At 48.8% G+C, this 12,178-nt stretch carries 12 protein-coding genes; 3 read left to right on the top strand and 9 right to left on the bottom strand.

Annotated features, from left to right (window positions below; translation table 11 throughout):
- Positions 1–110: 110 nt before the first annotated feature.
- The 6 genes from cysN to W01_RS12515 form a co-directional block, all read right to left on the bottom strand.
- A complete protein-coding gene (gene cysN, locus W01_RS12540) occupies positions 111–1,364 on the bottom strand; it encodes a sulfate adenylyltransferase subunit CysN (protein WP_173055207.1) in 1,254 nt (417 codons plus the stop codon).
- Positions 1,365–1,366: 2 nt separating this feature from the next.
- On the bottom strand, positions 1,367–2,272 hold the full coding sequence (cysD, locus tag W01_RS12535; protein WP_173055205.1) for a sulfate adenylyltransferase subunit CysD: 906 nt from the start codon (positions 2,270–2,272) through the stop codon (positions 1,367–1,369).
- 116 nt (positions 2,273–2,388) lie between these two features.
- Entirely contained in the window at positions 2,389–3,093 is a 705-nt protein-coding gene (locus W01_RS12530) for a phosphoadenylyl-sulfate reductase (protein ID WP_173055203.1), read from the bottom strand.
- Entirely contained in the window at positions 3,086–3,619 is a 534-nt protein-coding gene (locus W01_RS12525) for a DUF934 domain-containing protein (protein WP_173055201.1), read from the bottom strand. The genes W01_RS12530 and W01_RS12525 overlap by 8 nt, the downstream gene beginning before the upstream one ends.
- Before the next feature lie 5 nt (positions 3,620–3,624).
- Entirely contained in the window at positions 3,625–5,370 is a 1,746-nt protein-coding gene (locus tag W01_RS12520; RefSeq protein ID WP_173055199.1) for a nitrite/sulfite reductase, read from the bottom strand.
- 103 nt (positions 5,371–5,473) lie between these two features.
- Positions 5,474–6,256, bottom strand: a complete 783-nt coding sequence (locus W01_RS12515) for a sulfite exporter TauE/SafE family protein (RefSeq protein ID WP_173055197.1) — start codon at positions 6,254–6,256, stop codon at positions 5,474–5,476.
- A 101-nt stretch (positions 6,257–6,357) separates the two neighbouring features.
- Here W01_RS12515 and cysB point away from each other — a divergent pair, with 101 nt between their 5' ends.
- The 3 genes from cysB to W01_RS12500 all read left to right on the top strand — a co-directional run bounded on the left by cysB (position 6,358) and on the right by W01_RS12500 (position 9,294).
- A complete protein-coding gene (gene cysB, locus W01_RS12510; protein WP_173055195.1) occupies positions 6,358–7,290 on the top strand; it encodes an HTH-type transcriptional regulator CysB in 933 nt (310 codons plus the stop codon).
- 271 nt (positions 7,291–7,561) lie between these two features.
- On the top strand, positions 7,562–8,107 hold the full coding sequence (locus tag W01_RS12505) for a TIGR00645 family protein (RefSeq protein WP_173055193.1): 546 nt from the start codon (positions 7,562–7,564) through the stop codon (positions 8,105–8,107).
- A 308-nt stretch (positions 8,108–8,415) separates the two neighbouring features.
- On the top strand, positions 8,416–9,294 hold the full coding sequence (locus W01_RS12500) for an IS110 family transposase (RefSeq protein WP_173055191.1): 879 nt from the start codon (positions 8,416–8,418) through the stop codon (positions 9,292–9,294).
- A gap of 28 nt (positions 9,295–9,322) precedes the next feature.
- On the opposite strand, the gene queA is transcribed toward W01_RS12500, so the two are convergent.
- The 3 genes from queA to W01_RS12485 form a co-directional block, all read right to left on the bottom strand.
- Positions 9,323–10,339 carry a tRNA preQ1(34) S-adenosylmethionine ribosyltransferase-isomerase QueA gene (gene queA / locus W01_RS12495; protein ID WP_173055974.1) on the bottom strand — a complete coding sequence of 339 codons (1,017 nt, stop codon included), beginning with the start codon at positions 10,337–10,339 and terminating at the stop codon, positions 9,323–9,325.
- Positions 10,340–10,357: 18 nt separating this feature from the next.
- Positions 10,358–11,089 (bottom strand): pseudouridine synthase, encoded by a 732-nt coding sequence (locus W01_RS12490; RefSeq protein WP_173055189.1) that lies wholly within the window; start codon positions 11,087–11,089, stop codon positions 10,358–10,360.
- Between the two features lie 239 nt (positions 11,090–11,328).
- Positions 11,329–12,054 (bottom strand): HAD-IA family hydrolase, encoded by a 726-nt coding sequence (locus tag W01_RS12485; RefSeq protein ID WP_173055187.1) that lies wholly within the window; start codon positions 12,052–12,054, stop codon positions 11,329–11,331.
- Positions 12,055–12,178 lie beyond the last annotated feature (124 nt).

Genomic DNA, 12,178 nt, shown 5'->3' with positions numbered 1-12,178 from the left:
GCACTGTAAGCATCAACGGCGCAGATTCGCCGCCTAAAATTGAGTAATGAAAATCAGGCTCATAAAATCCGAACCCGACGAGTATTCGATTGATAATCTCGTGCGCGAGCCTAAATAATCATTCCCGCCGCGACAGTATTATTCGTCGCTTCATCAATGACAATAAAGCTGCCCGTAAAGCGGTTTTTAATATAGCTGTCAAATATCAGCGGCTGTTGCACCTTCATCGCCACGCGGGCAATGTCGTTCATATTGAGCGTGGCGCTGTCGTGCTGTTCCAGCGTATTAACATCCACACGATATTCAAGGCGCGCAAACAAACACTTCACCACACGCGTGGTGTGCTTGATAATGTATTTGCGATTCAGGCCAAGCGGAGACTCAGACAGCCAGCACAGCATGGCCTCAAATTCCTTGGAAACTTGCGGCATAGTGGCAGACTTCACAAACATATCACCGCGCGAAATATCGATCTCATCCGTCAGCGTTAGCGTGACCGATTGTGGCGCATAAGCGCGTTGCAAGTTGCCATCGTAGGTGACGATCTCCTTCACCTTGGTGGTGCGGCCGGAAGGCAGAATAGTAATTTCATCGCCCGCCGCGATATCTCCCGACTCAATACGTCCCATGTAACCGCGGAAATCATGATATTCCTGCGTCTGCGGACGGCACACCCATTGCACCGGGTAACGGAAATCGGTAGTGTTGATGTCATCGTCAATCACCACACTTTCCAGCAGTTCCAATAGTGGGCTGCCTTGATACCAATTCAAGTTTTCGCCGCGCTCCACCACCATGTCGCCATTCAATGCCGACATTGGAATACAGGTCATCTCATGCAGGCCTAACTGGCCGGCAAATGCACGATACTCTGCGCAAATCGCATCGAACGTTTCTTCCGAATAATCCACCATGTCCATTTTGTTGACGGCCAGCACTATGTGCGGCACACCTACCAAGCTGGCGATATAAGTATGGCGGCGTGTTTGTGTCAGTACACCCTTGCGTGCATCAATTAAAATAATAGCAAGGTTCGCTGTGCTGGCTGCGGTTACCATGTTGCGGGTGTACTGCTCGTGCCCAGGCGTATCGCCGATGATAAATTTGCGCTTGGGGGTAGCAAAATAACGATAAGCTACGTCAATGGTAATTCCCTGCTCGCGCTCCGCCTGCAAGCCATCGGTGAGCAGTGATAAATCCACCGCACCCATGCCGCCCCGCCGCTCACTGGTTTTAGTAATGGCAGAAAGTTGGTCTTCAAAAATAGACTTGGAATCGTGTAACAAGCGGCCAATCAACGTGCTCTTGCCATCGTCGACGCTGCCAGCAGTGATAAAACGAAGTAGCTGTGTGATGTTGCTCATAATTAAAAGTAACCTTCTTTTTTGCGCAGTTCCATTGATGCCTCTGAGGTCTGATCGTCCATACGTGTAGCACCGCGCTCGGTAATGCGTGTGATTGCTGTTTCTTCAATAATTTCCTGCGCGTTGCGGGCATGTGACTCTACCGGACAGGTACAAGTCATATCGCCCACCGTACGGAAACGCACCATCATTTTTTCCACCGTTTCACCCGACCTCGGCTGCACCAGATGCGACACGGGCAAAATACCATTGTCACGGCGGATCACTTCACGTTCATGAGCGTAATAGATGTCGGGGATATATAGCTTCTCGCGTGCGATATATTCCCAAATATCCATTTCTGTCCAGTTACTAATCGGAAACACGCGAATATTTTCACCGGCATGCACCCGCGTGTTGTATGTATCCCACAATTCGGGGCGCTGATTCTTCGGATCCCACTGACCGAATTCGTCGCGGAAAGAAAAGATGCGCTCCTTGGCTCGTGCTTTCTCCTCGTCCCGGCGCGCACCGCCAATACAAGCATCGAAACCAAACTCGGCAATCGTTTCCAGCAAGGTCACAGACTGGAAGGCATTGCGTCCCTGATCTGCATTTTTCAGCACAATCGTTCCCTTCTTGATCGAGCCATCCAACGAACGTACGATTAGCCGTTCGCCCAAATCAGATGCCAGTTTGTCACGACAAGCGATCACTTCCGGAAAGTTATGCTCGGTATCAATGTGCACCAACGGAAACGGAAAGCGCGCCGGACGGAAAGCCTTTTCTGCCAGGCGCAGCATGACGATGGAGTCCTTGCCACCGGAGAATAGCAACGCAGGATTTTTACATTCCGCCGCCACCTCTCGCATGATGTGGATAGATTCACTTTCCAGCACATCCAGGTGGGTAAAAGGTTGATTACTCATTTTTTCTCAACTTCTAAAATATAAATTCAAGATAACTGAATCTATGGTTCAACAAATAATGCGCCACGGGTGAATAAGGCACGCTTTTCCAGACAGCTACCAAAAGCCAAAACAGTCTATATCTGCCTGATCGGAGTAATCTTGTTCACGTGCAAACCGCACTCCTTATTTTGCGCATCCTCCCACCACCAGCGTCCGGAGCGGATATCTTCGCCCGGTGTGATAGCACGCGTACAGGGTGCGCAACCAATACTGGGATAAAAACGGTCATGCAGTTTGTTATACGGCACTTCATACTGCTTGAGGTATTCCCATACTTCAGCATTACTCCAATCGAGCAGCGGATTGAATTTCTGCAAGCCATTATCGGTATCGAACGCCGATACCTGCAAACCCCCCCGCGTGGGCGCCTGCTCATGACGCATACCTGTGACCCAGGCACGTTTGCCCGATAAGGCACGACGCAACGGCTCCACCTTGCGGATATGACAGCAGCTTTTACGCAGCTCCACGCTATCATAAAAACCGTTCACTCCATTTTGAGCGACGTACTCTTCAATCCGCCGGGCCTCCGGAAAAAAAATTTGCAGCGGCACGCTGTAATGCCCACGAACCTCCTGCATCAGATCGTAAGTTTCTTGCGGCAGACGCCCGGTATCCAAGCTAAACATCTCAATATCGGACTGATATTTGTTGATCAAATCGGTCAGCACCATATCTTCCGCCCCCAAACTGTTAGCGAAAATAACGGGAGCGTAGTCACGCACAGCATTGGCCAACACAGTGCGTACTTGATCAATTTTTAGTTGCAACTCACTCATTAGTTGAACCTGCTGTTGCAATTCCGTCACGTTTTACACGACGGAACAGCGGTAGTTTTTGATCCAGCGAAGTTTGATAGGTTTCTGAAAAATCTGTTAAGCCCTTTAGCGCATCATGAATATTCTTGTCCGGACGCGGCGCAAAAGCATCAAAGCCGACGCGTTGCATGTAGAACATCTGGTCACGCAACACATCACCAATAGCGCGCAATTCGCCAACGTAGCCGAGACGGGCGCGTAGATTGTAAGCAATCGAATAACCACGACCATCCGCGAATTTAGGAAAATCAACAGCGATGACGTCAAATTTTTCCACCTCGCCTTTCAATTCTTCCGGCCGCTCATTACTGGCCAACCAAACACCCAGTTCAGCGCGATTTTGCAGCGCAGTCCGTTGCGCCTGCCAAACTTTAAGCGGAACAATGATTTTCCCGGCAGGAACGATGACTAATTCTGGCGTCTCATTTTCACTCAGGCGGAGGATAGTCCAATCATCGCTGACAACGGCTTTGTTTTTAATAATCATGATCGTTAAAACCTCGATTTACGTTGAACTGTATAGTTATCAGGCTTGCTGATAAACCCATAAGCATTTTTATCAACAGTATCTTCTGCATCAATCGGCGTTGCATACACAAATTCTTTAAAGGGTGCCATACCGATCCTGCGTACCGTGTCGATGAAAAGCTCTTCTTCAAGGCGCTCACGCACATAAACTTGCAACAGCCGATCAATCACCTCGGGCATTTGTTGGAAGTTAAAAGAAGGGCCAATTATTTTACCGATTGCAGCATCATTACCCTGTGCACCACCAACCGACACTTGGTACCACTCCCCACCATCCTTTTTATCGACGCCGATAACACCAATATGTCCCACATGATTATGCCCGCAAGCATTAACACAACCTGACATATTGAGCTCGATCTCACCAATATCATGTTGAAAATCAAGATTATCAAAACGTTCTGCAATCATTTTTGAGAGCGGGATCGATCTGGCAAATGCCAAGGTGCAGAAATCTGCACCGGGGCAGCAGATGATATCGGTTAACAATCCAATGTTCGGCGATGCCATACCATGCTCTGCTGCTTCTTTCCAAAGGCTGATAAGGTCAGATTGTTTAACGTCGGCCAGCACCAAATTCTGCTTATGAGTAACTCGCAGTTCGCCGAAGCTAAAACGATCTGCCATATCTGCCACGACATCCATTTGCTCCGCGCTCGCATCTCCCGGTGCTATGCCCGTTTTCTTAAGTGACAGTACCACAACCGCATAACCCGGAATCTTGTGCGGCTTCACGTTGCGCTGCAACCAGTTGGCAAAAGCTTTGTTCTCAGTCTTGTATGACGCCACACCCGGATCATTTGCCGGCAATGTTTCATAAGCGGGCGCTGTAAAGTAGGCCGCAACACGGTTCAGTTCTTCAACAGTCAACGTGCCCGTACCATCTTTGATATCAGCCCAATCCGCTTCGACCTGGCGTCTAAACTCTTCAATCCCGATGGCTTTAACCAGAATCTTGATGCGTGACTTGTACATATTGTCGCGGCGGCCATATTGATTGTAGACACGCATGATGGATTCAATATACGTTAGCATATGCTGCCACGGCAAAAAGTCGCGGATCTCGCTACCAATAATAGGGGTACGTGCCGTGCCGCCACCTACCAACACGCGAAAACCAATTTCCCCTTGCTCATTCTTGAGCACAGACAGCCCAATGTCATGCACTGCGATCGCGGCGCGGTCTTCGGTTGCACCATTTATCGCAATTTTGAATTTGCGCGGCAAGTAGGCGAATTCTGGATGAAAAGTGCTCCACTGGCGCAGAATCTCGGCGTATGGACGCGGATCAATAATCTCATCAGCCGCAACGCCCGCATATTCATCGGACGTGATATTGCGAATGCAGTTGCCGGAGGTTTGAATCCCGTGCATTTCAACTGTGGCAAGATCAGCCAATAAATCCGGGGTCTCTTCCAGCTTGATCCAATTGAACTGGAGATTTTGACGAGTCGTGAAATGACCATAGCCCCGGTCGTATTTGCGCGCGATGTGCGCAAACATGCGCATCTGCGCAGAGGACAACATGCCATAGGGCACAGCGATACGCAACATATACGCATGAATTTGCATATAAAGTCCGTTCTGCAATCGCAGCGGACGAAATTCATCTTCTGTCAGTTCATCTGACAAACGGCGGCGCACTTGGTCGCGATACTGAGCGACGCGCTCATTAACAATTTGATGATCATAAACATCATATTTATACATTTTTTAATTTCCTTACATTAACGGCGCATTATAAAGCCAAGTTAAGTTAACCTTGCCTCCGCGGCCAAATTTTTAAACGCACTTTATCAATCAAGCAACAATTTCAGTACAACATCAGCTTGATACCGATAATAGTCAACATGGTCGCCAGAATCGGACGCAACACTTGGTCTGGGATCTTTATACCAAGATGGCTGCCCAGATAAATCCCGGGCAGCGAACCCAGCAACAAACTGCCCAGCAGCCCGTAATTTACCGTACCCAGCGCAGCATGACCCAATCCAGCAATCAAGGTAAGCGGCACCGCATGTGCAATGTCAGTGCCGACAATCTTGGCCATAGGCGCGCGCGGATACAGAAATAGCAACACCACCACGCCCAACGCACCCGCACCAACCGATGAAATAGTTACCAGCACACCCAGAACCGCACCAGTTAAAATAGTCGCACCGGTTAAATGATGCGCATGCAGTTCGAACATCGCACCATCAGGACGTTCCCCAAGCTTTTTCAAATACGGCTTAAGCAGCAGCGCTGCAGCAGTCAACAACAATGCAACGCTCAACACGCTGGTAATAAGCGACTTCAAATGTTTCTCGTCCAGCGCCAAATAATGAAGCAGCGCCATACTAAGGAGAGCGGCGGGCAGACTACCCGTGGCCAGCAGCTTAACCACTTTCCAATCCACCGTGCCGCGTCGCCCATGCACCCAACTACCGCCCATCTTTGTCAGTGACGCATACAGCAAGTCAGTGCCGACTGCTGTGGCCGGGGCAATGCCGAACACCAGCACCAGTACCGGTGTCATTAAGGAGCCGCCGCCAACGCCGGTCACGCCGACCACAAAGCCGACTATAAAACCAGAAAATGTATAAAGCCAGTCCATCTAAACTCCCTAAAACGGCGCGCATGGTAGCGCACCTCCATAATGTTATCCAATAACATTATGTTAGTATTTTATAATCTATCGTTATAAGAAAAATTGCTATGAATTTACAACAATTGCGCTATCTGCATGAAATTGTTCAACATGAACTAAACATTTCCGATGCAGCGAAAGCTCTTTATACCTCACAACCCGGGCTGAGCAAGCAGATAAAATCTTTGGAAGAAGAGCTCGGGATCGAGATATTTGTGCGCAATAGCAAACGCCTCACCGCCATCACCGAACCAGGCAAAGCCGTGCTCGAAATTGCCCAGCGCATGCTCCATGATGTAGACAATTTAAAACAAGTGGGACAAGAATTCCGCAGTCAGGATAGTGGCTCACTTACCATCGCCACCACCCATACCCAGGCACGCTATGCCTTGCCGCCAGTGGTCAAACAATTCATTAAACGTTATCCAAAAGTCAAACTCAACCTGCATCAAGGCAGCCCCACCCAAATTGCACAGCAAGTACTTAATGGCGAGGCAGACATCGCCATCGCCACTGAAAGCCTTATTATGTATGACGAACTGACAACCTTGCCATGCTATGAATGGCACCACTGCATCGTGGTGCCTACAGAGCACCCGCTATTGGCGGAAAAAAAGCTGACGCTGAAAAAAATTGCTCAATATCCCATCATTACTTACGACTTCGCATTTAGCGGGCGCGGCAAGATCAACGCTGCTTTCAATGCACACAACATCATGCCTAACATCGTACTCACTGCTATTGATGCGGATGTAATTAAAACCTATGTAGAGTTAGGCTTGGGTATCGGCATTGTTGCCCAAATGGCATTCATTCCAGAGCGCGACAAGCTTTTACGCATGATAAATACCGGCAATCTTTTTCAATCCAGCACCACGCGCATTGCCATCCGCCGCAACGAATTTCTGCGCGGCTATACTTATCACTTCATCGAACTATTTGCCCCTCACCTTATCCGCACTGTAGTGGCGAAAGCTTTGCGCATTAAAAACACTCTATAAATTCAAAATCCTGAACGAGATCAAATCGAGTGGAAGTTTTATCGCGTTACATATTTCGCCCGAAGCATAACCAGAACAATGCACCATACTGAATTGGCGGTGTGATGACATTAACTACAGGGAAACGAAATGAGTAGGTTATTATATGTGCTTCGTTTTTCCGTCCGTTACGGACAGGCTACTTCAGTGCAGCAGTCAGCGTAACCAAATTAAAATACAGCGCCAAAACCATACAGCATTCTGAATTTAGTAACATCATTCAAGGAAAACCATGCAACAGAAAAATATCAGCTCCCGTTATAAACCTATGACAACTATCTTGTTTGGTAGCCGTTGGCTGCAACTGCCACTGTATCTTGGACTAATCATTGCCCAATGCGTTTACGTATTTTACTTTATGGTAGAGCTAACACATCTAGTCGGAAAAGTACCTAATCTTGGCGAAGCCGACATCATGCTGATCGTACTCGGCTTGATCGACGTGGTGATGATTTCCAACCTGTTAATCATGGTAATTGTAGGTGGCTACGAAACTTTCGTTTCCCGCTTAGATCTGGAAGGCCACCCAGATGAGCCGGACTGGCTATCGCACGTCAATGCAAACCTGCTTAAGATAAAGCTGGCCACCGCCATTATCGGCATCTCATCCATCCACCTGCTAAAGACATTCATCAACGCGCCCAATCTGACTGAAAAAACCATGATGTGGCAAACTCTGATCCACATGGCATTCGTGGCTTCAGCGGTTTCAATGGCTTACATTGATCGCCTCATGATGCCATCCCACATCGCAACGAAAGACGTCCATGAGCACTGACAAATAATTATTGTTGGAACATATTAATGTATGGCCGTGAATGCGGCCATGTTCACAAAATTCCGACAGTCAAGTCGCGTGGGCACAAAGACGTGCCCACCCTTGTATCTTTCTTTCCGTGGTGGTTAGCTACCATCACACGAAGCAAAGGAAGCTTGAGCCCACCCTTAAGGCTCGACCTTGTGACGTAAATCAAGCCCTCTGCTTCACCTTTCGCCAGCATAGACACTGAACGGTATCCAAGGGGTGAACCCTGCATGCACAAGGCAAGTGGGCGAAGTTGGCTAACATTGTAACAGGAGGTCATCATGTTCTATCTCGGTATAGATGTGGCAAAAGCAAAATTAGATTGTTGCCTGTTGCTGGATGAAGCCAGTGACAAGCACAAGACCAAAGTAGTGAAAAACACCCCGTCAGGCATTATTGATTTGCTGGCTTGGGTTGCCAAACAAAACGTTTCCCCAGAAGCATTGCATATCGTCATGGAAGCCACCGGCGTCTATCACGAACAAGCTGCCATGGCGCTCGCGGATGCTGGCGTGATGGTATCCATCATCAATCCGGCGCAGATTAAAGATTTTGGCCGTGGGCTGGCCGTGCGCACCAAGACTGATGGCGTGGACAGCGTTGTGCTGGCCCGTTATGGCGCATTACTCAAACCCAAAGCTTGGGTGCCGCCCCCTCAGGAAGCGCGGGTACTGCAAGCGTTGTTGGTACGTCGTGAAGCCATTGCCCAGGATTTACAACGCGAGCGCAATCGCCAGGAAAAAGCCCATGCCACAGACACGCCAGCGCTGATTCATAAATCACTTGAAGAGAGCATTGGTTTTTTGGTCAAGCAGTTAGCCCAGCTACAAAAGGATATTGACGCACACATCGACCAGCATTCGAATCTTCAGAAAGATAGGGCATTGCTCCAGAGTATTCCAGTAATTGGCCCACAGGTGGGGAGCAATATACTCTCTGTGATACACAACCATGATTTCGGTTCAGCTGAACAGTTGGCGGCTTATCTGGGACTCGTTCCGGTGGAACGACAGTCGGGCAGTTCGGTGCAACGCCTGCTTGCCCGAGGCAAGTCCAAGATGTCCTCACTCGGTGCCGCAATGCGCAAGCTGGTGTATTTGTGCTTTGGCGTTCTCAAAACTCAACAGCCGTATCAACACGATTACTTGAAAAATGTTTGACTTTAAAGACGGTATCTACACAAACATGCTACCGCTCAATCAGCATGGCATCGCCATAACTGAAAAAACGATATTGCTGTTCCACCGCATGGCTATAGGCAGCGAGCATTGCGTCCATGCCACCGAAAGCGCACACCAGCATCAGTAGAGTGGACTTGGGCAAATGGAAATTAGTCAACAAAACATCCACCACTTTGAAACGATACCCTGGAACAATGAAAATACTTGTCTCACCCTCCCCGGCTAGTAACCGGCCTTGTTGCGCTGCGCTTTCCAGTGCACGTAAACTGGTCGTGCCAACCGCGATGATCCGCCCCCCTCGCGCCCGTGCCTTCAGAATGGCATCCGCCGTGGCTTGCGGAATGACATAACGTTCGCTATGCATCACATGATCACGGACATTATCTGCACGCACCGGCTGAAAAGTGCCAGCGCCGACATGTAAAGTTAGATAGGCGAGTTGCGTACCTTGAGCGCGTAAGGTGGCGAGCATTGCCTCATCAAAGTGCAGCCCTGCCGTGGGCGCAGCTACCGAACCGGGCTGACATGCATATACCGTCTGATACCGCTCTTCGTCCTCGGCATTAGCTGCATGAGTGATATAGGGGGGTAACGGCAACTGCCCGTATTGTTCCAACAATGTCGACACATTCTCTGTGCTGTCGAAGCGCAAGCAGAAAAATTCTCGCTCGCGTCCCAACACCGTAACGGGAAGATGCCCTGTCAGCAACAACTGGCTGCCCGGCTTGGGTGCATGGCTGGCGCGCACTTGGGCCAGCGCATGATGTTCATCAAGAATGCGCTCGATCAATACTTCAATTTTACCGCCGCTTTCCTTTACTCCAAAAAGACGTGCCTTCAGCACGCGCGCATCGTTTAACACCAGCAAATCATGTTCACGTACCAGGGATGGTAAATTGGCAAATAGGGAGTCTTCTCTAGCCTCCCCACGTATGCACAACAAACGACTGGCATCACGCCGCTCGGGCGGGTGTTGCGCAATCAAGTGGTCGGGGAGTGCGAAGTTAAATTCGTCGGTGAACATCACAAAATTTTGCAACGATTAGAATGCTTCGTCTTCGCGCAGGTAGCGCCATTGCCCGCTGGGCAAATCGCCCAATTTAATCTTGCCGATACGCACGCGCTTTAGCCCAGTAACTTTCAACCCAACCAGCTCACACATGCGACGAATCTGACGTTTTTTGCCTTCGCGCAAAATAAAACGCAATTGATCATCATTCAACCAGCTTACTCTAGCAGGCTTAAGCACCTCTCCATCCAGTTTAAGACCGTGGTTCAACATGGATAGACCGTTAGCTAAAATTTTTCCCTGCACGCGCACCAGATATTCTTTGTCGAGGCCGGAATCTTCGCCGACAAGTTGTTTGGCGATGCGGCCATCCTGAGTCAATACCAGCAAACCCTGCGAATCAATATCCAGCCGGCCCGCGGGCGCGATACCTTTCAAATGCATGGGATGAAAAGACAGCGGTGATTGATCGCTGGCAAAGCGCGATGAAGCATTAATCAGGGTAACTACGGGCTTGTGGTTGTCTTCTGCCTGCCCGGACACAAAACCAATTGGCTTATTCAACAAAATCGTTACGCGTGTTTGCTGTTGTGCCTGGGCGGCGCGGTTCAACGTGATACGCTGGGCAGGATCTATTTTCGTACCCAACTCAGTTACTGGCTTGCCATCCACCAACACCCACCCACGTTCAATATAGCTATCTGCCTCGCGGCGGGAGCACAAGCCCTGTTCGGACATCAGTTTTGAAAGGCGTATTTTTTCCATATTTTTTTGTAATCAAGTCCAATGCAGTGATAGCAATACATACTGGTGCGGCTACTCCAGAAACGATGCGGGAGCGCTATGCTACACGATTGCAACTCGTATTATTCCTATGGTTATGCCATTCGTTGCGAGCGCGCTTTAGATAAAATAAGTAGAAGCCATTAAATTTACGTTGGCTATTCAGCAAGGAGAGCACTCTCCCGATCAGGAGAGCGTATCAAAATATTGATTGCAAAATTTTAAACAGAAACCGTCTGTTTGGAGAAATCCAGACCCGCAACCTGATAAAAACTTTCCAGATCGCTTAAATCATCCAGTACTGCTGACGCTCCAGAAAAATCCTGCTTGCTCGTGTAGTGATTAATTGTGATGAAAGTTTTCAATCCAGCGGCCAAACTGGAGCGCAAGCCATTCTCAGAATCTTCCAGCGCTATGCAATCAGCAGCATCGAGGCCCAACCTCTCCAACACCCAATAATAAATGTCAGGTGCGGGTTTTTTATGCTGAACGATATCGCCATAACCAATGACGTCGAATAGAGCTTCGCTATCAGCGCCCAATCCCTGTTGTAAAAGTGTCACGACGTTATCCAGCGAGGTGGTCGTAGCAATGGCAAGCTTCAATCCTGCCTGTTTGGCTTCGGTAATCAATCGTTTTATATTAGGGCGCAGTGGAATACCACCTTCGCGTAACATCGCGGTGTAATGCGCGGTCTTGACCAAATGAAGGTGTTTTACAAAACCCTCATAATCAGCCGGCTTCTGGAAATCAGGTACATAGGCAGTAATAAAATGATGGATTCGTTCTTTACCGCCCGTCACTTTAAGCAACTTGTCATACAGTGCAACGTCCCAGTTCCAGTCAAGATGATTTTCCGCGAATGTTCTATTAAACGAGAGGCGATGGGCCTCTTCGGTATCTGCTAACGTGCCGTCTACGTCAAAAATTATAGCTTTAGTTTTCATTCCGAACCTTCCATTAGCGATTTAGCAATACTCATAAAAATTGCACCTTGCATCTTTATAAGTTGAATTTCAAGTTTCCACGGGCAATTATAAATAATATTGGAGAAGCCATATAATTAGCAAG

It is taken from the genome of Candidatus Nitrotoga sp. AM1P (genome assembly GCF_013168275.1).
Classification (GTDB): Bacteria; Pseudomonadota; Gammaproteobacteria; order Burkholderiales; family Gallionellaceae; genus Nitrotoga.
Note: the sequence above shows the minus strand (reverse complement) of the source record. Positions and strands in the feature narration are given on the sequence as shown.